Origin of the sequence: Streptomyces sp. NPDC048288, assembly GCF_043201555.1 — a bacterium.
In the GTDB taxonomy this organism is placed as follows: domain Bacteria; phylum Actinomycetota; class Actinomycetes; order Streptomycetales; family Streptomycetaceae; genus Streptomyces.
Genome location: NZ_JBICZD010000004.1, coordinates 157,291 through 183,840, shown reverse-complemented (window position 1 = coordinate 183,840; position 26,550 = coordinate 157,291). Strand labels below are relative to the sequence as shown.

The 26,550-nt window shown below is 71.8% G+C and carries 19 protein-coding genes; 5 read left to right on the top strand and 14 right to left on the bottom strand.

Going from position 1 to position 26,550, the window contains the following annotated elements:
* Positions 1–87 precede the first annotated feature (87 nt).
* Positions 88–1,098: a helix-turn-helix domain-containing protein gene (locus tag ACGFZS_RS16270; RefSeq protein ID WP_393795598.1), complete on the top strand. Its 1,011-nt coding sequence runs from the start codon at positions 88–90 to the stop codon at positions 1,096–1,098.
* Here the strand turns inward: ACGFZS_RS16270 and ACGFZS_RS16265 are convergent.
* Complete coding sequence (locus ACGFZS_RS16265) at positions 1,092–5,108, bottom strand: molybdopterin-dependent oxidoreductase (protein WP_393796016.1); 4,017 nt, start codon at positions 5,106–5,108, stop codon at positions 1,092–1,094. The two genes, ACGFZS_RS16270 and ACGFZS_RS16265, sit on opposite strands and share 7 nt — an antisense overlap.
* 293 nt (positions 5,109–5,401) lie before the next feature.
* Here ACGFZS_RS16265 and ACGFZS_RS16260 point away from each other — a divergent pair, with 293 nt between their 5' ends.
* Positions 5,402–7,108 (top strand): SpoIIE family protein phosphatase, encoded by a 1,707-nt coding sequence (locus tag ACGFZS_RS16260; protein WP_393795597.1) that lies wholly within the window; start codon positions 5,402–5,404, stop codon positions 7,106–7,108.
* Positions 7,109–7,148: 40 nt separating this feature from the next.
* Here the strand turns inward: ACGFZS_RS16260 and ACGFZS_RS16255 are convergent, their stop codons facing one another.
* From ACGFZS_RS16255 to ACGFZS_RS16240, 4 genes are all read right to left on the bottom strand, one after another.
* A complete protein-coding gene (locus ACGFZS_RS16255) occupies positions 7,149–8,174 on the bottom strand; it encodes an alcohol dehydrogenase (RefSeq protein WP_393795596.1) in 1,026 nt (341 codons plus the stop codon).
* A 92-nt stretch (positions 8,175–8,266) separates the two neighbouring features.
* Positions 8,267–8,929 carry a DsbA family oxidoreductase gene (locus tag ACGFZS_RS16250; RefSeq protein WP_393795595.1) on the bottom strand — a complete coding sequence of 221 codons (663 nt, stop codon included), beginning with the start codon at positions 8,927–8,929 and terminating at the stop codon, positions 8,267–8,269.
* On the bottom strand, positions 8,926–9,069 hold the full coding sequence (locus tag ACGFZS_RS16245) for a hypothetical protein (RefSeq protein WP_393795594.1): 144 nt from the start codon (positions 9,067–9,069) through the stop codon (positions 8,926–8,928). The genes ACGFZS_RS16250 and ACGFZS_RS16245 overlap by 4 nt, the downstream gene beginning before the upstream one ends.
* A gap of 32 nt (positions 9,070–9,101) precedes the next feature.
* Positions 9,102–9,830, bottom strand: coding sequence for an SDR family NAD(P)-dependent oxidoreductase (locus ACGFZS_RS16240; RefSeq protein ID WP_393795593.1), 729 nt, complete (start codon positions 9,828–9,830; stop codon positions 9,102–9,104).
* Positions 9,831–9,972: 142 nt separating this feature from the next.
* Between ACGFZS_RS16240 and ACGFZS_RS16235 the strand changes: the two genes are divergently transcribed.
* Positions 9,973–10,602, top strand: coding sequence for a TetR/AcrR family transcriptional regulator (locus tag ACGFZS_RS16235; protein WP_393795592.1), 630 nt, complete (start codon positions 9,973–9,975; stop codon positions 10,600–10,602).
* A 15-nt stretch (positions 10,603–10,617) separates the two neighbouring features.
* Here the strand turns inward: ACGFZS_RS16235 and ACGFZS_RS16230 are convergent, their stop codons facing one another.
* From ACGFZS_RS16230 to ACGFZS_RS16210, 5 genes are all read right to left on the bottom strand, one after another.
* On the bottom strand, positions 10,618–11,703 hold the full coding sequence (locus ACGFZS_RS16230) for a hypothetical protein (RefSeq protein WP_393795591.1): 1,086 nt from the start codon (positions 11,701–11,703) through the stop codon (positions 10,618–10,620).
* A 167-nt stretch (positions 11,704–11,870) separates the two neighbouring features.
* On the bottom strand, positions 11,871–13,289 hold the full coding sequence (locus ACGFZS_RS16225; protein WP_393795590.1) for a lamin tail domain-containing protein: 1,419 nt from the start codon (positions 13,287–13,289) through the stop codon (positions 11,871–11,873).
* Between the two features lie 87 nt (positions 13,290–13,376).
* Entirely contained in the window at positions 13,377–14,744 is a 1,368-nt protein-coding gene (locus ACGFZS_RS16220; protein WP_393795589.1) for a HupE/UreJ family protein, read from the bottom strand.
* A complete protein-coding gene (locus ACGFZS_RS16215; protein WP_393795588.1) occupies positions 14,744–15,796 on the bottom strand; it encodes a DUF3500 domain-containing protein in 1,053 nt (350 codons plus the stop codon). The genes ACGFZS_RS16220 and ACGFZS_RS16215 overlap by 1 nt, the downstream gene beginning before the upstream one ends.
* Positions 15,797–16,008: 212 nt before the next feature.
* A complete protein-coding gene (locus tag ACGFZS_RS16210; protein WP_393795587.1) occupies positions 16,009–16,881 on the bottom strand; it encodes an alpha/beta fold hydrolase in 873 nt (290 codons plus the stop codon).
* 349 nt (positions 16,882–17,230) lie between these two features.
* Here ACGFZS_RS16210 and ACGFZS_RS16205 point away from each other — a divergent pair, with 349 nt between their 5' ends.
* Positions 17,231–19,366, top strand: a complete 2,136-nt coding sequence (locus ACGFZS_RS16205; protein ID WP_393796015.1) for an RICIN domain-containing protein — start codon at positions 17,231–17,233, stop codon at positions 19,364–19,366.
* 89 nt (positions 19,367–19,455) lie between these two features.
* Positions 19,456–20,484 carry a LacI family DNA-binding transcriptional regulator gene (locus ACGFZS_RS16200; protein ID WP_393795586.1) on the top strand — a complete coding sequence of 343 codons (1,029 nt, stop codon included), beginning with the start codon at positions 19,456–19,458 and terminating at the stop codon, positions 20,482–20,484.
* 75 nt (positions 20,485–20,559) lie between these two features.
* Here ACGFZS_RS16200 and ACGFZS_RS16195 read toward each other — a convergent pair whose 3' ends face one another.
* The 4 genes from ACGFZS_RS16195 to ACGFZS_RS16180 form a co-directional block, all read right to left on the bottom strand.
* Positions 20,560–22,914, bottom strand: coding sequence for a glycoside hydrolase family 3 N-terminal domain-containing protein (locus ACGFZS_RS16195; RefSeq protein WP_393795585.1), 2,355 nt, complete (start codon positions 22,912–22,914; stop codon positions 20,560–20,562).
* Positions 22,915–22,999: 85 nt separating this feature from the next.
* Positions 23,000–23,830: a carbohydrate ABC transporter permease gene (locus tag ACGFZS_RS16190; protein WP_393795584.1), complete on the bottom strand. Its 831-nt coding sequence runs from the start codon at positions 23,828–23,830 to the stop codon at positions 23,000–23,002.
* Positions 23,827–24,678 carry a carbohydrate ABC transporter permease gene (locus tag ACGFZS_RS16185; RefSeq protein WP_393796014.1) on the bottom strand — a complete coding sequence of 284 codons (852 nt, stop codon included), beginning with the start codon at positions 24,676–24,678 and terminating at the stop codon, positions 23,827–23,829. The genes ACGFZS_RS16190 and ACGFZS_RS16185 overlap by 4 nt, the downstream gene beginning before the upstream one ends.
* 95 nt (positions 24,679–24,773) lie before the next feature.
* Positions 24,774–26,105, bottom strand: coding sequence for an extracellular solute-binding protein (locus tag ACGFZS_RS16180; protein ID WP_393795583.1), 1,332 nt, complete (start codon positions 26,103–26,105; stop codon positions 24,774–24,776).
* Between the last annotated feature and the right edge of the window lie 445 nt (positions 26,106–26,550).

The following is a 26,550-nucleotide window of genomic DNA, read 5'->3' as shown; positions in this document are numbered from 1 at the left end:
ACGGCTGTCTCGACAGCTATGAGGGGCGGACGTCCGCATCGGTTGCCTACCCCTTCCCTCGGCGGCCGGATGGCGCATGATGGCGGTATGAAAGAGCTGGCGGGGCGGCTGGCCGCGGTGGACCCGGACGCCGGGGCCGCCGTCACGGTCATCACCTACTTCGACCGGCTGGCCGAGTCCCGGGCCGGTCTGGAGGCGCTGGTGCGCGGGGCCGCCGTGCTCGCCGGCTGCCCGGCCCGGCTGGCCGACCCCGAGCGGCGGGTCCGGCTGCGGGTGGAGCCGGACGGCCGGCGCGCCGACAGCGAGGACGCGCCCGATCCCGGCTGGCCGTGCGCGCCGCTGGTGCCGGGCGGGCCGCCCGCGCTCTGGCTGGAGCGGACCGGTGCCCCGGGGACGAGCGTGGTCGACGCGGTGATCCTGGAGCGGGCCTCGGCGGCCGTACGGTCGGTGCTCGACCGCACCCGGGGCCGGGCCCCGGCACCGCCGGTGGACGATCCCGCGCTGGTCGAGACGGTCCTGGACGCCGGTGCCCCGCTGCCCGCCCGGCTGCACGCGGCCCGCTCGCTCGGCCTGGACGGCGCAGGACCGGACGCGCGGGTGCGGGCGGTGGCGGTCGCCGACGGCCCGGCCCGGATCGTCGCCGACGGCCGGGCGCTGCCCGCGGCCGGGCGGATGGGCGTGGGACCGGCCGTGGCCGTCGAGGATCTCCCCCGCTCCTGGGACGCGGCCCGTACCGCGCTGCGGTTCACCGCCGACGGCGGCGGACAGGAACCGGAGCGGCCCGTGGTGCACGCCGACGAGCTGGGCGATGTCGCGCTGCTCGCCGCACTGGTCGTCCCCGGTGCCGAACCGGCGCCGGACGTCCGCGCGGTGGAGGCCGCGGCGGCGGACGCGCCCTGGATGCTGCGCACCCTGCACGCGGTGGCGTCGACGGCGAGCCTGCGGGCGGCGGCCGGGGAGATCAACGTCCATCACTCCACGCTCCAGGACCGGTTGACGCACGCGGAGCATCTGCTGGGCTGGTCGGTGCGCACCCCGCAGGGCCGGTTCCGGCTCCATCTCGCCCTCACCATGCGCCATCTGACGAGGAATCAGTAGACGTCCCGGACGTAACGCTTCTCCGTGGCCAGCTGCTTGACGTACGCCGTCGCCTCGTCCTGGGTCAGCCCGCCGTGCACGGTGGCGATGTCCTTCAGCGCCCGGTCGACGTCCTTGGCCATCCGGGAGGCGTCGCCGCAGACGTAGAAGTGGGCGCCGTCCTGGAGCCAGGACCACAGCAGCGGTCCGTGTTCGCGCATCCGGTCCTGGACGTAGACCTTGGCGCGCTGGTCGCGGGAGAAGGCGGTGTCGAGGCGGCTCAGGGTGCCCTCGGCGAGCAGGGCGGTGAGCTCCTCCTCGTAGTAGAAGTCACTGGCCCGGTGCTGTTCGCCGAAGAACAGCCAGTTGGGGGCGCGGTGGCCGCGGGCGCGCCGCTCCTCCAGGAACCCGACGAACGGCGCCACCCCGGTGCCGGGGCCGACCATCACCATCGGGGTCGCCGGGTCGGCGGGCGGGCGGAAGTGCGGGGAGCCCTGGACGTGCACCGGGACCTCGGTGCCGGGTTCGGCGTCGGCGAGGAAGGGTGAGCAGACGCCCTGCCGGGGCCTGCCGCGCAGGTTCTCGTAGCGGACGACCGAGACGGTCAGGGAGACCTGGTGGGGGTCGCTGAGCGGGCTGGACGAGATGGAGTAGAGGCGCGGCTGCAGCCTGCCGAGCACGCCCGCCCACTCCGCCGCGCCGGCCCGGGTGCCGAACTCGGCGGCGAGGTCGACCGCCTGCCGTCCCCAGGACCACTTGGCCAGCTCGTCCTTGTTGTCGGGGCGCAGCAGCTTGCGCAACTCGCGCGGGTCGCGGGCGCGTTCGGCGACGAAGCGGAGCAGGTCCGGGGTGATCCTGGTGATGTCCAGATGCCGTGACAGCGCCTCGGCGAAGGGGATTTCGCCGACGCCGCCCACCTCGACGCCGGTGGTGGCGTCGAGTCCGGTGACGGCGAGCCATTCCTCCACCAGGGCGCGGGAGTTGAGCGGGCGGACCCCGAGCGCGTCGCCGGCCTCGTAGACCAGCGGGGTCTCGCTGTCGCGGGTGTCGAAGGTGAAGCGGCGGACCTCCTTGCCGGCGCCGGGCAGGCTGAGCAGCCGGTTGCCGGTGAGGCGGGCGGTGACGGGGGCGGGGCGCCGGGACCGGGCGGGGGCCGCGGCGGGAGCGGGCGCGGACTCCTCCTTGAGGGCGATCAGGACCTGGTCCAGCCAGGCCTCCGCCTGTGTCTCGTAGTCCGGTTCGCAGTCGGTGCGCGGTGCGAGCCGGACCGCGCCGAGTTCGTCCATCCGGCTGTCCAGGCGCCGTCCGTGCCCGCAGAAGTCGTCGTAGCTGGAGTCGCCGAAGGCCAGTACGGCGAACCGGCGGCCGGTGAGGCGGCCGGTGTCGAGGGCGGCGAGGCCGTCCCAGAAGCCGCTGCCGTTGTCCGGCGCGTCGCCGTCGCCGAAGGTGCTGGTGATCAGCAGCAGGTCGGCGCCGGTGGGCAGGGCGGCCGGGTCGGCCTCGTCCATGGCGACGAGGGAGGCCGCGTGGCCGCCCGCGGTGAGGCGCTCGGCGGTGGCGGCGGCGAAGTCCTCGGCGTTGCCGGTCTGCGAGGCCCAGAGGATCACCACCTGACGGCCGGGGACGGGCGCGGCGGCCGGGGCCGTGGGGACCGTGGCGGAGCGGGAGTACATGCCGGCGAGGGTGCCGTTGACCCACAGGGCGTGCTCGGGACTGAAGGGCGCGTCCGGCGGCAGCACGGGCACACCGGGAGCACCGGCCGGGATACCGGCGAGGAAGCCGACCAGGTACTGCCGTTCGCGGTCGGTGAGGACCGGCGGCGGGACGGGGTCGAGGCCGAACACGGAGGCGGCGGAGGGCAGTACGGCCGTAGGAGCGACGACGGCGGTGGCGGAGGGTACGACGACGGCGGCCGGAGTCTCCTCGGTCCCCGGCGTCTGCACGGTCACCGGTGTGGACACCTTGGTCAGCGACACCGCGCACACCTTCAGCTCGGGCTGGAAGGAGAGCGGGTCGACCGCGTCGCTGGTCACCGCGTTGACGCTGAGGTACTCGCCGAAGAGGTCGTTCCAGTGGAAGGGCGCGAAGCAGGCCCCGGGCAGCACCCGGTCCGTGACGACCGCGGGCAGGACGGCCCGGCCGCGCCGCGAGGCCACCTCGACCGAGTCGCCGTCGGTGAGGCCGAGGGCCGCCGCGTCCTCGGGGTGGACCTCGACGAACGGGCCCGGGTTGAGCTTGTTGAGCTTGGCGACCTTGGCGGTCTTCGTCAGGGTGTGCCACTGGTGCTGGAGGCGGCCGGTGTTGAGGACGAACGGGTAGTCGTCGTCCGGCATCTCGGCGGGGTCCAGGTGCGGGCGGGCGTGGAAGACGGCGCGTCCGGAGGCGGTGGCGAAGGTGAGGGTGCCGTCGGGGTTGACGTACCGCAGGGGGTTGCGGTCGGGTCCTTCGGCGGTGGCGGCAGGCCACTGGACGGGGGCGGCGCGCAGCCGGTCGTAGCTCACCCCGCGCAGGTCGTAGCCGGTCTGCGGGTTGTGGAAGCCCTTGATCTCCTCGAAGATCTGCTCCGCGCTGTCGTAGGAGAAGCCGTCCTCGAAGCCCATGGCGCGGGCGACGGCGGCGATCAGCCGCCAGTCGGCGGTGGCCTCGCCGGGCGGGTCGGCGGCGGGGCGGGCGAGGGTGAGGTTGCGTTCGCTGTTGATGAGGACGCCCTCGGACTCGGTCCACAGGGCGGCGGGCAGCACGACGTCGGCGTAGGCGTTGGTCTCGGTGTCGGCGAAGACGTCCTGGGTGACGACGAACTCGGCGGCCTCCAGTCCCTCGATGACGGTCCTGCGGTTGCCGACGGAGGCGACCGGGTTGGTGCAGATGATCCAGCAGGCCTTGATCTCGCCGTCGGCCATCTTCCGGTACATCTCGACGGTGCCCTTGCCGACGCCGTCGGCGCGGATGGCGCCGGGTTCGAGACCCCACCGCTCCTCCACGAAGGCCCGGTCGGCGTCGACGAGGACCGACCGCTGGCCGGGCAGACCGGGCCCCATGTAGCCCATCTCGCGTCCGCCCATGGCGTTGGGCTGGCCGGTGAGGGAGAACGGGCCGCTGCCCGGGCGGCAGATCTTTCCGGTCGCCAGGTGCAGGTTGATCAGCGCGTTGGTGTTCCAGGTGCCGTGCGTGGACTGGTTGAGGCCCATGGTCCAGCAGCTGGTCCACTCCCCCGCCTCGCCGATCAGCCGGGCCGCCGCGCGCAGGTCGGCCTCCGGGATGCCGGTGATCGCGGCGACGGCGTCCGGCGGATAGTCCGCGAGGAACTCCGGCAGCGCCTCCCAGCCCTCGGTGTACGCCTCGATGAACGCGGGATCGGTGTGCCCGTTCTCGTGCAGGAGGTGCAGCAGGCCGTTGAGCAGGGCGAGGTCGGTCCCCGGCTTGACCTGGAGGAAGAGGTCGGCCTTGGCGGCGGTGGCGGTGCGCCGCGGGTCGACGACGATCAGCTTGGCGCCCGCCTTGACCCGGTCCATCAGGCGCAGGAAGAGGATGGGGTGGCAGTCGGCCATGTTGGCGCCGATGACCAGGAAGACATCGGCCCGGTCGAGGTCCTCGTAGGAGCCGGGCGGGCCGTCGGCGCCGAGCGAGAGTTTGTAGCCGGTGCCGGCGCTGGCCATGCACAGCCGGGAGTTCGACTCGATGTTGTTGGTGCGCAGATAGCCCTTGGTGAGCTTGTTGGCGAGGTACTGGGCCTCCAGGCTCATCTGCCCGGAGACATAGAGGGCGACCGCGTCCGGGCCGTGTTCGTCGACGATCGCGCGCAGCCGCCGCGCGGTCTCGGCGACCGCGGTGTCCACGCCGGTGGGGACGGCCTCCTCGCCCCGCTCGGGCCGCAGCAGGGCGGTGGTCAGCCGGCCGGGGGCGGCGAGCATGTCGGCGGTGGTGGCGCCCTTGGTGCACAGCCGCCCGAAGTTCGCGGGGTGCTCCTTGTCGCCGGAGGCCTTCAGGACGGTACGGCGGCCGTCGGGGCCGCTGCCGATGTCCAGGACCATGCCGCAGCCGACCCCGCAGTACGAGCAGACCGTCCGCACCTTGCCGGTGACGGTGCTGCGCGAGTCCGACGCGGCCACGGGCGCCCCCTGTTCCTGCTGGTCAGCCTCTTCCATTCGACCTCGACCGTATGTACCAGTGATTACGTCGGCGTCACCGCTCCTGATCAACGGGGGTTAAGGCCGCCGCACAGACCCGCCCCGGGCGGTGTGAGCGGGACCGTCCGAGATGCGCCGCCGGGGGCTCTGGTGGACGATGAGGGCGGCCGAGGGCGGGGGCAGTCGAGGAGGACCGGGTGGACAGGGACGCCTCCTCACCACCGCCGGTCGTCACCCCGGGCGCACCACCCGCCGACATGGGCTACGTCGATCTGCTGCGCGGCATCGTCGAGCACTCGGCCGTGAGCTTCGCGGTCCTGGACACCGACCTGCGTTATCTGTACGTCAACCCGCACATGGCCCGGATGACGGGCCTGCCCGCCGCCGCCTACCTCGGGCACAAGCTGCACGAGGTGCTGCCGCACATCCAGCGGCCCGAGCAGGTGCTGCGGGACATCCTGCACGACGGACGGCCGCGGGAGATCATCGTGACCGGGCGGACCTGGGTGGACTCGCCGTACCAGGTGCGCGAGTGGCGGTGCGTGTACCACCGGATGGTCGACAGCGGCGGCAGGGTCGTGGGCGTCGCCGGGGTGGGCCTGGAGATCAGCGAGCCGCAGCAGTACGTGTACGAGCTGGAGCGCGCCCACCGGCGGCTGGCGCTGCTGGACAAGGCCGCGTCCCGGATCGGCACCGGCACCGACGTCGCCGGGACCTGCCGGGAACTCGCGGAGTTCGTCGTACCGGAGTTGGCGGACGCGGCCGGCGTGGAACTCGGTCCCTCCGACACGGCGTCGGCGCGCCGGGCGCCGACCCGGCTGGTGGCGTACGCCACGCGTGCCGGGCTGGTCACCGGGCTCGCGGCCCTTGACGCGCGCGGTGAGCTGGTCGGCTGGCCGCGCGGCACCGGGACCCGGCGGAACCTGGCGGCGGGCCGCATCTGGCGGCGCAACGCGATCACCGAGACGCAGTGGCGGGCGCTGATCCCGCGCTGGGCGCCGGCCCGCGCGTGCATCACCGCCGGTGTCCACGCGGTGCTCCTCGCGCCGCTGGTCGCGGACGGCCGGGTGCTCGGCATCCTGATGCTGGCCCGGGCCGGGGACTCGGCGCCGTTCTCGAACGAGGACGCCACGGTGGCCCGGGAACTCGCCGCCCGTGCCGCGCGCGCCCTGGACCGCGCGGTCCGCTTCGAGCGCGAGCACACCATGGCCCTGGAGCTGCAGCGGGCCCTGCTGACCGAGCCGGGCCAGCTGCAGCGGCACGCCGGTGTCGAGACCACCGCCCGCTACCGGCCCGCCGACGACGGCTCGCTGATCGGCGGTGACTGGTACGACGTCCTGGCGCTGCCCGACGGCCGCACGATGCTGGTCATCGGCGATGTGATGGGCCACGGTGTGGACGCGGCGGTGGCCATGAGCCACTACCGTTCGACGCTGCGCGCGCTGGCCCTCGCCGGACTGTCGCCACGGCACATCCTGCAGCACGCCGACCGCATGGTCGCCGACTCCGGCTTCGAACGGGTGGCCACCTGCTTCCTGGCCCTCGGCGACTCGGACGTCGCCACCCTCACCTATGCCAGCGCCGGTCATCTGCCGCCGGTCTGGCTGACCCCGCAGGGCGGGATGGAACTGGTCCCGGTGCCGGTCGGCCCGCCGCTGGGCAGCGGGCTCGGCCGGTACGAGCAGCGGGTCACCCCGGAACGCGGCGGTGTGCTGCTGCTGTACACCGACGGTCTGGTGGAGCGGCGCGGCGAGGACATCGACCGCGGTCTGGAGCGGCTGACGGGACTGGCCCTGAGCCCCACCGACCCGCTGGACACCATCCTGGACACGGTCCTCGCCCATCTGGCCGCGGGCTCCGAGGACGACATCGCGCTGCTGGCGGCCCGGGCGATCCGGGACTGATCACTCCTGTACGGAAGTGGTCACTGGATTCGGGGACCGATCACTCGTAGGTGATCACCATCCGGAACCGCGCGCCCCCGGTCATCATCTTCTGGAAGGCCTCGCCGGCCTGTTCCAGCGGTACGGTCTCGATCGTCGGGCGGATCCCGTGCAGGGCGCTGAACTCCATGGTGTCCTGCACGTCCTGCGCGGTGCCGGAGGGATGGCCGCGGACCACCCGGCCGGTCAGCAGCAGCTGGAGCGGGGTGATGCCGAGGGGTTCGGGGCCGGCGCCGATCACCACCAGTTCGCCCCGGGGGGCCAGTCCGTCCACGGCCGCCGTGATCGCCTGGGAGTTGCCCGCGGTGGCGAGTACGACCTTGGCGCCGCCGAGCGACTGGAGGGCCTCCGCGACGGGGGCCGGGGCCGTGGAGTCGACGTAGTGGTGGGCGCCGAGCTGCTTGGCGAAGTCGGCCTTCTCGGCGCCGCGGGCGACGGCCACCGTCTCGAAGCCCATCGCCGCGGCGTACTTCACGCCGAGGTGGCCGAGCCCGCCGAGGCCCACGACGGCGACCAGGTCACCGGGTTCGGCGGGGCTGCGCCGCAGCCCGTTGAAGGTGGTCACGCCCGCGCAGCCCAGGGGTGCCGCGTCGGCGGAGGTCAGCCCTTCGGGGATGCGGGCCAGGGCGTCGACCGGGGCGATCACCTGCTCGCCGAAGCCGCCGTCGTAGGCCCAGCCGGGCACCTTCAGGTTCACGCAGACGATGAAGTCGCCCTGGCGGCAGGGCTTGCAGTGGCCGCAGCTGCCGCCGAACCAGCCGACCTCCACCCGGTCGCCGACCTGCCAGCCCCAGTGCTCGATGCCCTCGCCGAGTTCCTCGATCCGGCCGGCGATCTCATGGCCCGGGACCACCGGGAACGTGATGCCCGGCAGCGCGGCGGAGACGAAGAAGGCGTCGCTGTGGCAGATCCCGCAGGCCTCCACGGCGATCCGCACATGCCCGGGACCCGGCCTCGGCACCTCCCGCTCGACGATCTCGAACGGCCCGCTCTCGGCGGCCACCTGCGCGACTCGGTAGGTACTCATACGGCTCTCCCGGAACGGGTCGACGGGAACGGTCCGAAAACCCCCTCACCCAGCACACCAGCTCCGGACCGTTCGCGCGCGTCGAGCCCCGGTCAGTGCCGCGCCGCCCCCGCGGTGCCCGCGCGGGCGGTGCGCAGGGCGGAGAGAAACGTGTCGGCCGGCTGGGCTCCGGAGAGGCCGTAGGCGCGGTCGAGAACGAAGAACGGCACGCCGGTGGCGCCGTACCGGCGGGCCTCGCGGACGTCGGCCGCGACCGCCGCCCGGTAGGCGTCGCCGGCGAGCGTCCGCCGGATCTCGTCCTCGGGGACGCCGACCTCGCCGCCGAGCCGCACCAGGGTGTCGGGGTCGTCGACGGTGTCGCCCTCGCCGAGGTGGGCGCGGAGCAGCCGCTCGTGCATTTCGGCCCCCAGCCCGTGCGCCTCGGCGAGGTGGCTCAGCCGGTGGGCGTCGATGGTGTTGACGGCGACGGCGCGTTCGAGGTCGTAGCGCAGCCCCTCGGCGGCGGCGAGCTCGGTGACCTGCCGGATCATGGCCCGCACCTGCGCGGGCGGCGCCCCGGTCTTGCGGGCGAGCGCGTCCAGGACGGGCCGGCGCTCGCCCCTGGGGTGGGCGGGGTCGAGCTGGAAGCTGTGCCAGCGCACCTCGACCTCGTCGGCGTGCTCGAACCGGCCGAGGGCGGTCTCCAGGCGCCGCTTGCCGATGTAGCACCAGGGGCAGACGACGTCGGACCACACGTCGATGCGGAGCGTCGTCACAGCGTGCACACCCCGTCCGTGCAGACGGCGGCGGCGTCGGAGCCGAGGACGGTGAGGGCGGGGGCCTCCGCGGCTTCCGGAACACCGCTTTCCGGGAGGCCGTCGGGGGCGGTGGCGCCGTGCTGCGGGACGTCGGCCACCGGGGGTTCCTGCCGCGTCACCCGGGCGGCGCTCATACGGCGGCCGCCGCGGGGTGGACCTGCTCGACGCGGTCGCGGCGGGTGTACATGTCCCAGTAGTGCTCGGCGAGTTCGTCGGGGTGGACGACATGCACCGCGAGCCCGGCGGCTCGCATGTCGTCCTCGACATCGCCGGCCTGCCCGGCGGCCTCACTGCCGGTGATCATGGCGCCGACGGTGAGGGTGCCGGCGTAGACGCCGGTGCCGGCCAGTTCGGCGTTGAGGGAGTACAGGTAGTTGCGTGCCGCGGCCATGACCGGCCCGGGGCCGCTGAGCTGGGGCATCGGCTGTACGGCGGTGAGGGCGGTGGTCATCAGGAGGGCGCCGTCGCCGCGCTCGGTCAGCTCGGGCAGGACCGTGCGGAAGAGCTCGACCGGGGTGAGCAGCAGCAGCCGGGAGAACCGCTCCAGGGCGGCCGCCTCCAGCCGGGCGGCCGGGGTGAAGGAGACGTCGCCGCCGATCGGGCCGTACTCCACGACGTCGATCCTGCCGAAGCGGTCCCGGATCGCGTCCACCAGGGCGGGCACGCCGGCCGGGTCGGACAGGTCGGCGGCGAACGCGGCGGCCTCCACGCCCTCGTCCGCGAGCCGCGTGACCAGGGCGTCCAGCCGCTCTTTACGGCGGGCCACCAGGGCGACCCGGAAGCCCTCCTTGCCGAAGCGGCGGGCGACGGACACGCCCAGACCGGTACCGGCGCCGAAGACGGCGATCACCTTGGACATGGTTTCTCCTTGCCTCGGAAGCTATCTTGACCTGGGGGTCAAGTTCTGACGGCGACCGTAACACATAACTTGACCATTGGGTCAAGTTATCCGGTGACAGGGATGGGACCATGGACCCCCACCACACGAGGAGGAACGGCGGATGCGGGCCGACGCCCAACGCAACGCGGAGAAGCTGCGAGCCGCGGCGGCCGAGCTCTTCCGGGAGCGCGGCCTCCAGGCCCCGCTGAAGGAGATCGCCCGCCGGGCCGGCGTCAGCCACGGCACCCTCTACAACCTCTTCGGCACCCGGGAGGCGCTCATCGACGAGGTGGTCGCCGACCTGGCCGCGGAGCGGCTCGACCGGGCGGGCCGAAAGGCCCTGGACCACGAGGACGCCTGGGAGGGCTTCGCCTACTACATCGAGACGATCTGCGAACTCCAGGTCACCGACCCCGCGATCAGCGACGTGGTCACCGGCCGCTATCCGGACGCCACCCGCCTGATGTCCGTGTGCGAGCGCTCGCACGCCACCGCGTGGCGCGTCATCGAGCGGGCGCAGCGGGCCGGCGCCCTGCGGCCCGACTTCACCCACGCGGACCTGCTGTTCGTCTTCGGCACCAACGCCCTGCTCTCCCGGGCCGCCAAGGACAGCGCCCCCGACGCCTGGCGCCGGGGGATCGCCTTCGTGCTCGACGGCCTGCGTACCGAGGCGGCCCGTCCGCTGCCCGCGCCCCCGCTGTCCGAGGAGCAGCTGAACCAGGTGATGACGAACCTGGCCGGGGCGCGGTAGCGCGGGGCCTCCCGGTCAGGAGGTGATGCCGTTGTACTGGTCCCAGGTGTAGGCGAGGTCGGGCGCGGAGGGCTTGCCGGGCCAGTTGAAGTAGTCCCAGACGAGTTCGGCGGGGTTGGTGGCGAGGTAGCCCCGGCCGGGCAGGTCGTCGGCGTCGTCCCAGGCCCAGGGCGGGTTGGCCGCGTCGGTGTCGCAGGCGCCGTTGGCCGGGCCGAGGACACCGCCCTCGCCGCACTCGGCGCCGTAGGGGTTGGAGCTGTCGTCCCCGGCGAAGTTGCTGGTGGTCGCGAACAACGTTGTCAGCGTGCGCTTGTCCCACATGCCGCCGGCAGCGAAGACGTCGGTCAGCGTGTACTGCACGTCCCGGTCGTCGGAACCGGAGGGCACCTCGGCGGTCGCGCCGGGGTAGTAGACGATGCCGTCGCCGCTCGCGTACTGGTCGCGTTCCTTGGAGAGGTACCCCTCGGCCCACGTGGCATGGGTGTTGGGCTGCTGGGTGGTGAACGGGCGGCCGTGGCCGTCGTCGTGCGGGTCGCCCTGGAGCTTCAGGGTGCCGTCGACGCTCTCCTGGCCGCTGGTGAAGTCGCTGCCGGAGGGCACCCAGGAGTAGAAGTTGCTGTGCGCGACGGTGACGGCGGCCTTCAACTGGCCGTGCGAGGAACCGTCGTTGGCCACCACCACGAGGACGCCCTCGGCGTCGTTCTCGTGCTCGGTCAGGTCCTCCTGGTAGTTGTCGAGGACTCCGTCCGACCAGTCACGGGGGTGGAAGTAGGTGTACAGCAGGTAGGAGAAGGACGGGGTCTGCACGACCGAGTAGTAGACGTGGGCGGCGAGCGGGAACTGGCTGGTGTTCTCCCAGTTGTTGCGGCCGTTGAGGTCGCCGTCGTAGTCGTAGGAGGTGACGTAGTCGGACTTGCCGCCGAGCGCGGTCTCGCCGGTGGAGTCGACGTCCTGGAAGTTCACGGGGGCCCACCACTGGGCGAGGGCGGCGCGGTCGGCGGCGGCGTCCGCGCGGGCCGGGGTGGGCTGGGTGAGGGCGACACCGCACAGGGCGGCGAGGGCGGCCGTCAGGGCGAGGGATCTGCGTCGGGTCAGAGGCACACGAGAACGGTGGGGGCGGCTGGTTGCCACGGTTCCTCCGGGAGCGGCGAAAGGAACCGGCACGTCGGTGAACTCGACGTGCCGGTACGGGAGTTGACGCTATGTGCCGGTGGTGCGGGTGGTGCCGCGGGTACGATACAGCGCGCTGTCGGCGCGGCGGCAGGGGCTCAGCAGGTGATCGTGCCCCGGCGCAGCGCGTGTCCGCTGTCGTTGCTGTCGTCGGACCACCACACGGGCTTGGTGCCGCTGCTGCACGCGTCGGAACCGGAGACGGCGAAGCCCTCGTTGTTGTAGTTGCTCATGCCGGTCGGACGGTTGTAGATCGCCGTGGCGGCGAGGACGCCGGACGAGTTGATCGCCATGGTGCGGTGCTGGCCGGAGCAGGTGTCGTCGCAGACCACCCACAGGCGGGAGGCCTGCGGCTCCCACTGGAGCTCCATGACGCCGTCCATGCCGCTGCTGACGGACGCGACGCGGGTGTACGTGCCGTCGTCCTTGAGCACGTAGCCGTAGATCATGCCGGTGCCCTCGACGCCGACGAAGAAGACCCCGCCGGTGTGCGAGCCGTAGCCGCTGGGAGCGTAGGCCGCGCCGGTCGAGGCGTCCTTGAAGCCCGCGGCGGTCAGGGTGGCGTCCGGGACCCAGGTGATGGCCTCCAGGCCGAGGTTGGAGCCCACGGACGGCAGGTCGGAGGTCAGGTTCCACTCGGTGGAGGCGCTGATCGTGGTGCTGGTGCCGCTCACGTCGTACTTGAGGACGGACAGCCGGCTGGTGCCGGAGGAGTCCGCGTTGCGCTCGCTCGCCACGTACACGCCCCCGCTGGAGCCGGCGCCCGTCAGGGTGACGCCCTCGTCGTCAGGGGTGCCGGAACCGCCGGGGAACTTCAGGGTCTTGCCGGAGGTCCAGCCGTTGCCGGTGTCGGCCTTCCAGGCGGTCGTGCCGTCCGGCACCAGGCGCCACAGCTTCCCGCTGTTCTGCGCCGCCCACAGCACGCTCCCCTCCTGGTAGAGGCCGCTCATGTCGGAGCCGAAGGCGTTCTTGGTGTCGGCGGTGGCGACCGAGCTGCCGCCCGGCCAGGTGGTCGCCGACAGGCCGCTGGTGTCGCAGTCGTTGGCGGCGCCCAGGGTCAGGGCGGCCGAGCCGAAGGAGCCGGTGCCGTCGGGGCAGCGCGACCACGACGGGTCGGAGTGCGAGGTCCAGCTGAAGCTGTCGACCAGGGTGGTGCCGTCCGCGAGGTAGAGCCGCGCCTGGTCGGAGGAGCCCAGACCGAAGGCGTTGTGCACGTCGAAGGCCACGAAGCCGCCGGCGGCGAGCGTGGTCCCGGAGGCTATCGCGTACTTCGAGCTGTTGTTGTCGTCCTTGAGGATCCAGCCGGAGAGGTCCACCGCGGCGGTGCCCTTGTTGTAGAGCTCCACCGAGTCGTTGACGCTGCCGGTGGTCACCACCTCGTTGATCCGGATGTCGTCGGCCGCCGCCGCGTGGGCGGGGGACGCCGTCAGGGCACCGACGGCGAGCGTCGGTCCGGCGACGGCGACAAGGAACAGACGGAGGCTGCGGCGCCACCGGCGAGCGCGTGAATCGGTCACGAAATCCGTCCCTGGGGATGCGTTCTGACAGGCCGCGAGGACCTTTCCGACACGGCCCGAACTCCCGCCTTCGCCCAGGTGAGGGGGTTATGAACGATGAGCGAACCGCCAAGATCGCCACGGCCGGCCGGTGCCGGCCAACCTGGCGCCGGCCAGGAGGGCGGTGGTGACGAGCACCAGGAGGAGCCCGGACGTGTGGCTCCCCGCACTGTCCGCCGCGCGGGCCACGGGGTTGGGCAGGCCGACCCGGTCCAGCAGCCAGCCGAGGGCGGCGACGGCGGTCAGTGCCGCGCAGGCCGTGCGCAGGGCCACGTGCCCGGGCAGCCGGGTGAGGCAGATCAGGCCCGGCAGGGCGAGCAGCACCAGCAGCAGCTGCACGCATTCGATGCCGAGATTGAATCCCGCGAGGCTGAGCGCCAATTGTCCGGTGGAAAGGTGCATCTCGGCGAGTGTGAGGGAAAAGGCGAGCCCGTGTCCGAGGCCGAAGAAACCGGCGACCACGGCCTCCCGTCCGGGAAAGAGCGGACGTATCGCGTGGACGGCTCCGACGAGAATGCTGAAGGCGATGAACACCTCGACCGGTTGCGCCGGAATGTCGAGACGGCCGAAGGCGCTCACGGCGAGCGCGACGGAATGCCCGGCGGTGAAAGCGAGCGTGGTACGGCCGATTCGCCCGAGGGCGGTCCGGGTGTCCGTCAGCCCGCTCCAGCGTTTTCCGGCCGCCCGCAGCGGCGCGGGCAGCAGCAGGACGAGCAGGAACAGCAGATGGTCGGTGCCTTCGAGAATGTGGTGGGCGCCGAGCCGGAACATGGCGTAGGTCCCGCTCCAGACGCTTCCGCTCTCCAGGTCGACGTCGAGCGGGGCGACGGTCATGGTGCGGGTGTCGGTGCGGATGACCCCGACCTGGGTCGCGCCGTCCGAGCCCGCGCCCGCCACCTTTCCGGTGGCCCAGTCCTCGCGGACGGAGACCAGGACGGTGTGGGTGACGACCTGGTGGACGACGGCGTCGTAGCCGAGGACGAACCGGCGCGGGTCCCCGCCGGCGGGCGGGGTGAGCGTGGCCCGGACGGTCAGTTCGCGGTAGCGACCGGTGGAGGTCTGCTCGGTCCGGCCCAGTGCCATGGCACCGAACGTGACGGTCCAGGCCCTGCCCCCGCGAGTGGTGGGGTGCACATGGGCGGCCAGGTAGCGGCGGACCGCGGCCTTGCGCGCCGACAGCTGCTTCGCCGTGGTGTCGTCGTCCAGGTCGATGCCGCTCGCCCGGGAGAAGTCGCCGATCGGCAGCTCCAGTTCGGCGGCCACCGACGTCTCGTGCACGTCGAGCAGGAGCACGGAGTGCGGCATGGGATGCGCGACCGCGGGCGGCGCTGCCAGGAGCAGCGCCGCCGTCACCGCCGTCGCGATCCCGGCCAGCATGCGCAGCGCATGCGACAGTGAGATCGGCAGGCGGCTCATCAGAACGAGAACTCTCCCCCGTAGTCGGTGCTGTGGTCGCGGTAGACGGTGTGGTAGTGGATCTGGCTCGAATAGACCACGCCGTCCTGGCAGACGAACTCGATCCACACGCCCGGCCCGTCGATGCGCACGTAGTCGCCCTGGGCGCTCAGGTCGGTGCTGCCGGAGTACGCGATGTAGGTGTCGTCGAGCTCCGACTTGTAGGTGCTCAGCACGGACGCGGCGGTGTCGTCGTCCGCCACGTCGACCCAGGGCTTCATCGCGGCGAGGACCAGTGCCTGCTGGTCGTCGGTGAGATCGCCGACCGAGAGGCCCTCCTTGGTCGACGGGAAGGCGCCGTCGTCGTCCGGGCCGAGCAGCACGTCGCTGAAGGACTCGGAGAGCTTCGCCTCCGTCAGCTCGTCGGTGGTCAGGCTGTCGACCATGGCCTTCATCCCGTCGTACATCCCGGACAGGGGGGCGTACGAGGTGCCGTCGTCGCCGGTCCAGCTGGTCGGCTCCACGCCGACGAAGTACGGGGTGGTGCCCTCGACCGCGCCGTCCTTGTAGGTCAGGTTGAGCGCGAGGTGGTGGCCGCCGAAGTGCAGCTGCCAGGTGCCGCTGGTGCTCGGGGTGCCGAGGAAGGCCAGGTAGTAGTTGCCGCTGCCGTAGCCGCTGGCGGTCTCGCCGAGGTAGTCGTCGGCCTCGAGGATCTGGGAGACCTGGTCGTACCCGGTGTCGCTGCCGGTGCCGGTCGCCGCCTCGATCACCGCCTTGGCCGCGGTCAGCTGGGTGTCGCTGAGGGAGCTGAACTCGATACCGACCCGGCAGGTCGCACCGCACGGGAGGTTCGACCAGGCGGTGGCGTTCGCCTCCGTGAAGTCGAGGAGCACGTCCGCCTGCTGGTCGCTGTCGAGGGTGTCCAGGAAGGCGTTGGCCGCGTCGACCACGTCCGAGACACCGGACGAGGTGGCGGTCGTAGCCGTGGACGTGGCCGTGGAATCGCCGGTCGCGGCGTTCGCGTTGACGTACACCGCCCCGAAAAGCAGGGCCGTGCCCGCGGCAAAGGCCACGCCGGCGCGCTTCCACTTGCTCTTTAACCTGCGGTGAGTGTTGTTCTCAGGCACCTTTACGGTCCCTCCGAGAGAGAAGTGCGGGAATTCCGGAAACGAGCCTGTTCCCGGATTGTCCCGCCCGTTGTGTGGACGGGATAAATCCCACCAGCCGCCGCTATGGATGCCATCGAGCGGTACTCGGACTCACCTATGCCTTGCTGTGCCGGACGTCAAAGAATTTCAGTTTCGGCGAGGAAGTCGCGGATGTGCGCGGCGATGACCTCCAGGTGGCTCTCCAGGGCGAAGTGCCCCGAGTCGACGAGGTGGATCCGCGCGTCGGGCAGGTCCCGGGCGAAGGCCCGCGCGCCGTCGGGGCCGAAGATCTCGTCGTTCGCGCCCCAGACCGCCAGCAGCGGCACCTGGGAGTCCTTGAAGTACTGGTGGACCCGCGGGTAGAGCTCGACGTTGGTCGGGTAGTCGCGGAAGAGCCCGAGCTGGATCTCGGCGTTGCCGGGACGGTCCAGCAGCGCCTGGTCCTGCACCCAGTTGTCCGGGCTGACCAGGCTGGGGTCGGCGACGCCGTTCAGGTACTGCCAGCGGGTCGACTCCAGGGTGAGGGCGCCGCGCATGGCCGCCTCGGTGTCCGGCCCGGGGTTGTCGGTGTAGGCGAAGACGCCGTCCCAGAAGGGCTTGACGAAGCCCTCCTCATAGGCGTTGCCGTTCTGGGTGATGATCGCCGTGACGCGGTCCGGGGTGCGCAGCGCGAGGCGCCAGCCGATGGGGGCGCCGTAGTCCTGCACGTACATCGCGAACCGGTCGACGCCCAGCCGGTCGAGCAGGCCGGCGGTGATGTCGGTGAGGGCGTCGAAGGTGTACGGGAAGTCCTCGGGGCTCGGCATCGCGGACTGACCGAACCCGATGTGGTCGGGGGCGATCACGCGGTAGCGGTCGGCGAGCGCCGGGATCAGGTTGCGGAACATGTGCGAGCTGGTCGGGAAACCGTGCAGGAGCACCACGACGGGCGCCTCCGGGTCGCCGGCCTCCCGGTAGAAGACGTCCAGGCCGTCGACGGTGGCAGTGCGGTGATGGACTACGGGAGTCATGCCCCTAACCCTTCTGTCGCGCTTCAGTGGTTACCCATCCAGTCGAGCACACTGCGGCTAACCTGTCAATTCGCCTTTGCTGGTTAGGTGGGGCGTTCGGGTGACCCGGCCACAGCCGGCCCGCCACCTCACCTCCGCCCTCGGCGTCAACACCCGGTGACGGCCACATACGAAAGAGTTTCGGAAACGTGCCGGTGACACGGCGGTATCGCGTCCCAATACTGACTCCCATCCACTCAGGGCCCGGTGAGCCGCATTCGTATTCCCTGAGTCGGTGGGGCGCGAAAGGGTTTCGGTATTCATGAAGACATGGGTGAGAAAGGCTCTCGCTGCGGCGACGGCCACAGCCATGGGCGTGGCACTGGCCATCGCCTCCGCGTCGAACGCCTCGGCCTACCAGCCGAGCCCGGCCGACCTGTACACGGCGACCAGCACCGCCGCCTGCAACAAGAGCCCGTGCGTGCTCTACCCGAAGTCGGCACAGCTGCCGAGCGGGCGCGTCGTGGCCACCTTCGAGGACAGCGAGTCCGCTCCGGTCGGGCAGACGACGCCCGTGTACAAGAGCGACGACGACGGCACGACCTGGGCGAAACTCGCCGACGTGAAGGCGCCGGCCTATCTGTCCGGCGACTCCCAGTACGCGAAGTACACGAGCAACTGGACGAACCCGTATCTCTACGTGCTCCCGCAGGCCGTCGGCGGTCTCAGCGCCGGCACGCTGCTGCTCGCGAGCATCGTCTCGGGCGACGACTACTACTACGAGGAGCAGAAGGCGGCGAACTCCGGCTGGACGCCGACCGGCGACGGCGACCGCAAGGACGTGGCGCTGGCCCTGTACGCGAGCACCGATGACGGCGCGACCTGGAGCTTCAAGAACATCATCGCCGCCGGCAGCTGGCAGGGCGGCAGCGCGGGCAGCATCGGCCGCACCTCGACCGCCAACACGAACAAGCAGGTCGACCCGGTCTGGGAACCCCATCTGCTGGCCCACAACGGGCAGTTGATCGCCTACTACTCCGACGAGAACGACTACACCGGCTACGACACCGCCACCGGTGCCCCGACCCTCGACCCGGACAACGCCACGGCGACGGACTCCGGCGGCCAGGTCCTCATGCACCGCACCTGGGACGGCACCAGCACGTCCTGGAGCAGCCCGGTCGTCGACGTCCCCGGCTCCACCGTGAGCATGGGCAGCGGGAAGACGGAGATCGGCGGCGGCCGGCCCGGCATGACGACGGTCGTCCCGACGACCGACGGCAAGTGGCTGATGACGTACGAGTACTGGGGCGGTGGCACCAACACCCGGTACCGGATCGCGGACGACCCGACGAAGTTCTACGCGGGCACCGACGGGGCGGTCACCGCACTGCCCGTGCCGTCCGGCGGGGCCGCGCTCGCGACCGGCGGCAGCCCGGTGCTGACCTCGCTGCCCGACGGGCGGATCGTCTACAACGCGGCCGGCAGCGGCAGCGTCTGGGTCAACGAGTCCGGCAGGAGCACCGGCACCTGGAAGCAGTACCAGACGCCGATCGCCTCCGGATACAGCCGCGCCCTCCAGTACGTCGACGGCACCGGACGCGTCCTGATCCTCCAGGCGTCCTGGAGCGGCACGAGCGTCGGTCCGGTGAAGTACGCCGAGGTCGACCTCGGGCAGTCCGACGGCGCCTACTACAGCCTCGTCAACCGGCTGACCGGGCAGGCGCTGAGCCCCGGCAGCGGCAAGACGCAGGACGCGAACCTCACGGGCGACGTCGCCGACATCGTGACCGGCGCCGTCAGCTCCACCGACGCCTCCCAGCGCTGGCACGTCACCACCAAGGGCGGCAACGTCACGCTGCTCGACAAGACCGGCGGGCGCGCGGCCGGCATCTGGACCGGCACGGCCACGGCCGGGCAGCAGCTGGCCCAGTGGGTGGACGACGGCGGCACCGACAAGCAGTGGACGCTCGTCTCCACGACGAACGGCTACTACAAGCTCCAGTCCGTGAAGAACACCAGCCTGTACATGACGGGGGCCACCGCGGGCGGCGCCGTCACCGTGCAGGCGGCCACCAGCGACGGTTCCCAGGAGTGGCAGCTGGTCCAGGACCCGCTGCCGACCGACGCCACGTTCACGCTGAAGGGCAGCGGCTCCGGCAAGTGCCTGGACGTGCCGAACGGCGCGACCGGCGTCCAGGTGCAGATCTACACCTGCTCCGGGAACGCCAACCAGACGATCACCCGGACCACCGCGGGCGAGCTGCGGGTCTCCGGCAAGTGCCTGGCCGCGAACGGCGACGGCACCACGGCCGGGACCCAGGTCATCCTCTGGGCCTGCAACGGCAAGACCAGCCAGCAGTGGGCGTTCCGGGTCGACGGGACCGTGGTGAACCGTTCCGACGGTCTCGTGCTCGACGTCACGAACGCGGGCACCGCGAACGGCTCGAAGGTCGAGCTGTGGACCGGCCTGGGCACCACGAACCAGGTCTGGAGCAGGGCATAGTCGCACAGCACCGGGCGCCGCGGTCTTGTCTGCCGGCGCCCGGTGCTGTTGGCTTGCGGCGGGAATTCGAGCGGGAAAACGGACGTGGAGTGACCGTTCAGGACAAGGGACAGCTGGACGCGCAGTACGGTCTGCTGACGAGCATCGCCCAGGAGGCGGGCCTGTCACTCAGCACCGTGTCCAAAGTGGTGCACCGGCGCCGTGACGTGGGCGCGAGGACGCGCGACCGGGTCGAGGAGCTGCTGGCACGGCACGGGTACGTGCGCCCGTGGGAGCGCGAGGTGCCGCCGCCGCGCCAGATCATCACGGTGTTCCGGGACCTGTCCGGCCCGTACACGCTGGAGGTGGTCCGCGGGATCGTGGACGCGGCCGGCGAACTCGGCGTCGACGTGGTCACCGGGACCACCGGCCGGCGGTCCATCTCCCAGTGGCTCCAGGAGTGCGTGGCGCTCGGCGCCGTAGGGCTGATCATCGTGATCTCGATGCTGTCCGAGGACGACCAGCGGCGGATCGTCGAGCGGCAGCTGCCGGTGGTGCTGGTGGACCCGCTCAGCGCGCCCTCCTCGGACATCCCGAGCATCGGCGTCACCAACTGGAGCGGTGCCCGGGACGCGGTCAACCATCTCCTCGGTCTCGGCCACACCCGGATCGGCATGGTCGCGGGCCGCTCGCACTCGCTGGCGGGCGCGGCCCGGCTGCACGGCTACCGGGCGGCGCTGGAGGAGGCGGGCATCGGCTACGACCCGGCGATCGTGCGCTCCACCGACTTCGACTACGACGAGGCGCTCACCGCCACCCTGCAGCTGCTGCGCGCCGAGCGGCGGCCGACGGCCGTGTTCGCGGCCAGCGACTCGCAGGCGCTCGGCGTGCTGGAGGCCGCCCGGCAGCAGGGGCTGCGGGTCCCCGACGATCTCGCGGTCATGTCGTTCGACGACACCCTGGTGGCGGCCATGGCCTGCCCGCCGCTGAGCGCGGTGCGCCAGCCGTTCGAGGAGCTGGGCCACGAGGCGACCCGGGTCCTGCTCCAGCTGTCCGAGGGCCGCCCGCCGGCCTCCCCGCGCATCGAACTGGCGACGGAACTGGTCCTGCGGACCTCCACGTCCGTACCTCGCGCCTGAACATCCCTACCTAGCGTCCGAACAGCGGAACAGGGGCGGACAGCAGCAGCCGTCCGCCCCTCTCCGTCATTCCCCTCAGCCGCGCTCCACCCGCACCGGCACACCGTGCCGGCGCAGCACCGCCGCGTCCCGCTCGCCGCCCACCAGCTCGACGCGCGCCTCGGCCGGGGTGTCGCCGCTCGACGCACCCGCGTACAGCACGATCTCGCCGGGCTCGACGATCCGCTCCCCCGCCAGACCCGTGAAGGCCAGCCGGTCGGTGTGCACGTCGAAGCGGACCGTCGCCTCCTCTCCGGGTTCGAGCCCGACCTTGGCGAACGCCAGCAGCGCGCGCACCGGGCGGGTGACCTGGGCGACGGGATCGGTGAAGTACAGCTGCACGGTCTCCGCGCCGGCCACCGCGCCGGTGTTGCGCACCCGCACCCGGACGGTGAACTCCCCGTCCACCAGCACCTGTTCGCGGTCCACGGCCAGCCCGTCGATCTCGAAGGCCGTGTACGACAGACCGTGCCCGAAGGGGAACGCGGGCGTCGGGTCGAGGTTGGACAGCCAGCTCTGCCGGTCGCCCAGCGGCGGATGGAGATAGGTGTACGGCTGCCCGGCGGGCGAGTCGGGGATCTGCACCGGCAGCTTGCCGCTGAAGTTCGCGGCACCGGAGAGGAGTTCGGCGACCGCGCGACCGCCCTCCTCGCCCGGCAGGAACACCTGCACCAGGGCCGCCGCACGGGACGCGAACCGGCCCACGGCGTACGGCCGTCCGCTGCTGACCACCAGCACGACCGGTGTCCCCGTCGCCAGCACGGCCTCCACCAGCTCCTCCTGCACCCCGGGCAGCCGCAGGTCCTCGACGTCACACCCCTCGCCGGAGGTGCCGATGCCGAACATGCCCGCCTTGTCGCCGACGACCAGCACGGCGAGGTCCACGCCCGCGGCCACGGCGATCGCCTCCGGGATCCCGGCCCGGTCCTCGTCCCTGATCGGGCAGCCCTGGGTGAACTCCCATGTCACATCCGGGAGTTCGACGCCGAGCGCGGTGCGCAGCGACACCGCCTCGACACCGTTGCCGAGGTCGTCGCGGTCGGAGAGCACGTGGTTGGGGAAGCTGTAGCAGCCGAACATCGTGCGCACGTCGTCCGCGCACGGGCCGATCAGGGCGATCCGGCCGGTGGACGGGAGGGGCAGGGCCCCGTCGTTCGACAGCAGGACGGCGCTGGACCGCGCGACCGCGTGGGCGAGCCGGCGGTTCTCCGGCTTGTCCAGGTCGAGTTCGCCCGCGCGCAGGGCGGGCGGTACCGGGGTCCAGTCGGGGTCCAGGAGACCGAGTGCGACCTTCTGCCGCAGTACCCGGCGCACCGCCCGGTCGACGTCGGCCTCGTCGGCCGCACCGGCGCGCACGGCGGCGACCAGCACGGCGCCGAAGCCGCGCTGGTCGGGCAGTTCGACGTCCATCCCGGCGGTGAGGGCCAGTGCCCCGGCCCCGGCCAGGTCGGCCGCCACCCGGTGCGCGTTCACCAGGAACGGCAGCGACCAGTAGTCGGAGACGACCGTGCCCTCGAAGCCCCACGCCTCGCGCAGCACCCCGGTCAGCAGCCGACGGCTCGCGGCGGGGGCCTCGCCGTCGATCTCGGCGTAGGAGTTCATGACGGACCCGACTCCGGCGGCGACGATCCGTTCGAAGGGCGGCAGGATGACGTCGTTCAGTTCGCGGCGGCCGATGCCGACCGGGGCGTGGTTGCGGCCGCCCATGGAGGCGGAGTACCCGGCGAAGTGCTTGAGGGTGGCGTACACCCCCGCGCTCTGCAGCCCCAGCACATACGCCTCGCCCATCTCGCCGACGAGGTACGGGTCTTCGCCGTACGTCTCCTCGCAGCGCCCCCAGCGGTAGTCGCGGACGACGTCCACGACGGGGGCCAGGCCCTGGTGGACCCCGGCCGCGGCCATGTCGGCGCCGATGGCCGCGCCGACCCGCCGGATCAGGGCCGGGTCGAAGGTGGCGGCCATGGCGAGGGAGGTGGGGTAGATCGTGGCGCCGTAGGCGGTGAAGCCGGTGAGGCACTCGTCGTGGGCCATGGCCGGGATGCCGAAGCGGCTGTGTGCCGTGATCTGCCGCTGGCGCTCGGCCAGCAGGCGGGCGTGCTCCAGAGCGGTCCGGGGCAGGGTGCCGTAGGGCCGGGTGAGCTGGCCGAGGCCGTGCCGGGCGGTCTCGTCGAGGTCGCCGACCCGGCCGAACAGGTTGGTGCCGGGGGCGACCTCGGGGCCGGCCGGCTCCACGTCCTCCCAGGCGCTGCTCAGCTGGGCGACCTTCTCCTCCAGGGTGAGCCGGGCGAGCAGTGCCTCGACGCGTTCGTCGGCCGGGCGGTCCGGGTCGGCCCAGGGGCGCTCGTCACCCGCCGGGGAGAGCGCGGAGTGGTCCGGCGTGGTGGTCGTCATGCACGACTCCTCGTGGGGGTTGTTTCGGGGCATGCCGAGGGCGGCCGGCGCGTCACGGCACCGGCCGACTCCCGCGTGGTATGCGTTACTTGGAGAATCCGGCGGTCAGTCCGGCGACCAACTGCCTTCTGGCCAGGACGAAGACGACCAGCATGGGCAGGGTGGAGAGGACCACCGCGGCCATGGTGGCGGGCACGTCGATGCCGAACTCGCCCTTGTAGAGGGTGAGGGCGAGGGGCAGTACGGCCTTGTCGCCGCTCTGGGTGAGGATCAGCGGGAAGAGGAAGCCGTTCCAGACCTGGAGGCCGTCGTACACGGCGACCGTCACCAGTGCGGGCCTGGCCATCGGCGCGGCGAGCGAGAACAGCATCCGCCAGTCGCCGGCACCGTCCACGACCATCGCCTCGAACAGCGAGCGCGGGATGTCCCGCAGGAAGCTGACCAGGATCATCACGGTGACCGGCAGCGCGAACGCCGCCGAGGGCAGCACGATCGCGAGCAGGCTGTCGTACAGGTGCATACGGATGATCAGCAGGTAGACCGGGATGATCACCGCTTGGAGGGGGATCGCCAGGCCCAGGAGGTAGAGGCGGAAGGTCAGGCGGGACCAGCGGTTGGTGTGGCGGACGATCGAGAACGCGGCCATCAGGGCGACGACGATGACGATCGCGACCGTGGCGGCGGTGACGATCACGCTGTTGACCAGGTAGGTCGTGAAGTCGCCGGTGAGGACGGTCCGGTAGTTGGCGAGGCTCGGGTGGGCGGGCGGCGCCAGCGGGTTGCCGGTGGTGAAGTCGGCCTGGCCGCGGAGGCTGGTGACGACCACCCAGTACAGGGGGACGACGACCAGCGCGGTCCACAGCAGCGTGGCGCCGCCGGCGGCGGTACGGCGCAGGTTCGCGACGACGGTGCTCACATGCCCTCCTGCTGGCTGTCCATCCGGGTGAAGCCGGACAGGCGGGTGGTCAGCAGCGACAGCGCGAGGCCGAAGACCACCAGAAGTGTGGCCAGCGCGCTGGCCCGGCCCATGTCGTGGGTCTGGAAGCCGGTGATGTACATGGCCAGCGGCAGCACCCGGGTCGCGGTGCCCGGACCTCCGGTGCCGCCGGACAGGACGTAGATCAGGTCGAAGTAGGTCAGCGAGCCCACCAGCATGAGGGTGCTCGACGTGACGAAGGTGTACTTCAGCTGCGGCAGGGTGATCCGCAGCAGGCGGGTGACGGGGCCGGCGCCGTCGATGGCGGCGGCCTCGTACAGCGACACCGGGATCTGCCGCACGCCCGCCTGGTAGAGCAGGGCGTGGAAGGGCACGAACTGCCAGGCGATCACGGAGATCACCGTGTAGAGGGCGAGATCGGGCGAGCCGAGCAGGGGCTGGGCGAGCCAGTGCAGTCCGGGGGCGGCGCCGATGCCGAAGGACGGGTCGAGCAGGGCCTGCCAGGTGAGTCCGATCGCGACCGCGGAGAGCAGCAGCGGCAGGAACCACACCACGGCGAAGAACGCCCGCAGCCGGCCCCGGGGTGCCTGGAAGAGGCCGAGCGCCAGTGAGACGGGCGTCTGGACCAGCCAGCTGACCACCATCACCTTGAGGGTGAGCCACAGGGCCTGCCAGGTGGCGTCGTCGGTGAGGACGCCGGTCCAGTTGGCGAAGCCGGACCAGCCGATCGGGCCGAGGCCGTCCCAGCGGGAGAGGCTCAGCACCAGCACACCGGCCAGCGGGACCAGGCCGAACAGACCGAACAGGAGCAGGGCGGGCGCGGCCATCAGCAGACCGCCGCGGCGGCGGCGCCCGGAGCGGCCCGTGGCCGGGCGCGCCCTGTGGGACGCGACCGGCCGCGGGGTACGAACCACGGTGGTCACTACTGCGCCGCCTTGCTCATGTTCGTGCCGAACTCCTCGGGCGTGATCTGCCCCAGGAACGACTTGTCCACGGTGGTCAGCAGCGGGTCGGCCTGGTCGGAGGGGAGCGCCTGGTCCCAGGAGAGCTGGAAGTTCGGCGAGTTCTGCACCAGGTCGTACACGAAGGTCAGCCACTTCTTGTCGTCGGCCGACGACACCGCCGCCAGCCTGGCGTCCAGGTTGTTGACCGGGGGCACGCTGCCGGCCGCCAGGTAGGCGTCGACCTGGGAGTCGTCGAGGACGTAGTCCTTGAGGTAGGTGAGCGCCGCCGACTTGTTCTTGCTCTTCGAGTTCAGCGAGAGGAAGTTCGACGGGTTGCCGACGATGTCCTTCGGGTCGCCCTTGCCGTCGGACAGGGACGGGAAGGCGACATAGCCGAGGTCCTTCTTCGCGAAGTCCGGGGCGGCCTTGACGATGTTGGCGTACTCCCAGGTGCCCATCAGCTCCATGCCGGCCTTGCCGGTGTAGAGCAGGGCGGTGGAGGCGCCCTGGTCGTAGCTGACGGAGGAGGCGTTGTCGCCGAAGGCCCCCGCCTTGGCGAGTTCCTGGAGGCGGGTGTTGGCCGCGGTGACCGGGGCGTCCTCCCAGCCGGCGGCGGACCCGGCGGCGATCCGGTCGAACACCTGGGATCCGCCCTCGCGGTCCAGCAGGTACTCCAGGTACATCAGCGTCGGCCACTTGGAGTTGGCGGCGAGGGATATCGGGGTGACGCCGGCGCTCTTGATCTTCTTCACGTCGGTCAGCAGGTCGGCGTAGGTCTTCGGGGGCTGGACGCCCGCGTCCTTGAAGACCTTCTTGTTGTAGTAGAGGACCACCGGGGCGAGACCGTTGGCGGGGACGCCGTAGACCTGGCCGTCGAAGGTGGCGCTCTTCAGGACGCTCGGCGTGAACCGGAGCAGGTCCACCTGGGCGTCGGTCAGGGTGTCGACCTTGCCGGCCTTGACGTAGTCGTCGAGGGCCCCGCCGCCCCAGCTGAAGAAGATGTCCGGGGCCTGGTTCGCGCCGAAGGCCACCCGCAGCTTCTGCTTGTAGTCGTCGTTCGCGAACAGCCGCAGGGTGATCTTCGCGTCCGGGTGGTCCTTGTTGTAGGCGTCGACGGACTGCTTGAGGATCGTCTGGTCGTTGAGCGCCCACATCGTCAGTCCCTTGGCCGACGAGGCCGCCGAAGGGCCGGAGCTCCCGCAGGCGGCGAGGCCGAGGGCCGCCATCACGGTGACCGCCGCCACGGCCGCGCGTCGGCGTCTCGGCGCCCCCAGGGTGCCGGGCTGTGAAACTGCGGGAATTCCGCGCATGCTCTGCCTCTCTTCTTTCGGCATGCCGTATGGGTGCCAAGGCAGAAGGGCTCCGCAGCGAAATGCTTTCGCGGTGCCCCACCACACGGTGGTCTGCCTGCTGGACCGGGACACTGGCATGCCGTTCATGGCAGGGACAAGAAGGGGAAATCGCTCGGTTACGAAACTCTTTCGGCTTCGAGGCCGTGACCTGCCCGGCCCGCGCCCGGCCGCTCGGTTCCGGACCGGATCCGTATGTCCCGCCGGTCCCGCCGGGACATACGGGCGGCGAACGGGCACCCGTCCGCCGCGGAGCGGGCATCCGGCCCCCGGTCCGCGGGGCCCCGCACCCCGGCGTCCAGCGCCTCCGTGCTCCGGGAAGCGGGCACATTCGGTCAGCAACCGGCCTACGGCGCACCTGGTCAACGCCCGCGCTCGCCTTGTACAAATTTGGCCACCGGAGCCC

Excerpts from the sequence above, each read along its gene's own strand:
- ACGFZS_RS16270 (WP_393795598.1), top strand. The coding sequence starts at position 88 with ATGAAAGAGCTGGCGGGGCGGCTGGCCGCGGTGGACCCGGACGCCGGG.
- ACGFZS_RS16265 (WP_393796016.1), bottom strand. The coding sequence starts at position 5,108 with ATGGTCCTGGACATCGGCAGCGGCCCCGACGGCCGCCGTACCGTCCTG.
- ACGFZS_RS16255 (WP_393795596.1), bottom strand. The coding sequence starts at position 8,174 with ATGAGTACCTACCGAGTCGCGCAGGTGGCCGCCGAGAGCGGGCCGTTC.
- ACGFZS_RS16240 (WP_393795593.1), bottom strand. The coding sequence starts at position 9,830 with ATGTCCAAGGTGATCGCCGTCTTCGGCGCCGGTACCGGTCTGGGCGTG.
- ACGFZS_RS16235 (WP_393795592.1), top strand. The coding sequence starts at position 9,973 with ATGCGGGCCGACGCCCAACGCAACGCGGAGAAGCTGCGAGCCGCGGCG.
- ACGFZS_RS16220 (WP_393795589.1), bottom strand. The coding sequence starts at position 14,744 with ATGAGCCGCCTGCCGATCTCACTGTCGCATGCGCTGCGCATGCTGGCC.
- ACGFZS_RS16210 (WP_393795587.1), bottom strand. The coding sequence starts at position 16,881 with ATGACTCCCGTAGTCCATCACCGCACTGCCACCGTCGACGGCCTGGAC.
- ACGFZS_RS16205 (WP_393796015.1), top strand. The coding sequence starts at position 17,231 with ATGGGCGTGGCACTGGCCATCGCCTCCGCGTCGAACGCCTCGGCCTAC.
- ACGFZS_RS16195 (WP_393795585.1), bottom strand. The coding sequence starts at position 22,914 with ATGACGACCACCACGCCGGACCACTCCGCGCTCTCCCCGGCGGGTGAC.
- ACGFZS_RS16185 (WP_393796014.1), bottom strand. The coding sequence starts at position 24,678 with ATGGCCGCGCCCGCCCTGCTCCTGTTCGGTCTGTTCGGCCTGGTCCCG.
- ACGFZS_RS16180 (WP_393795583.1), bottom strand. The coding sequence starts at position 26,105 with ATGCGCGGAATTCCCGCAGTTTCACAGCCCGGCACCCTGGGGGCGCCG.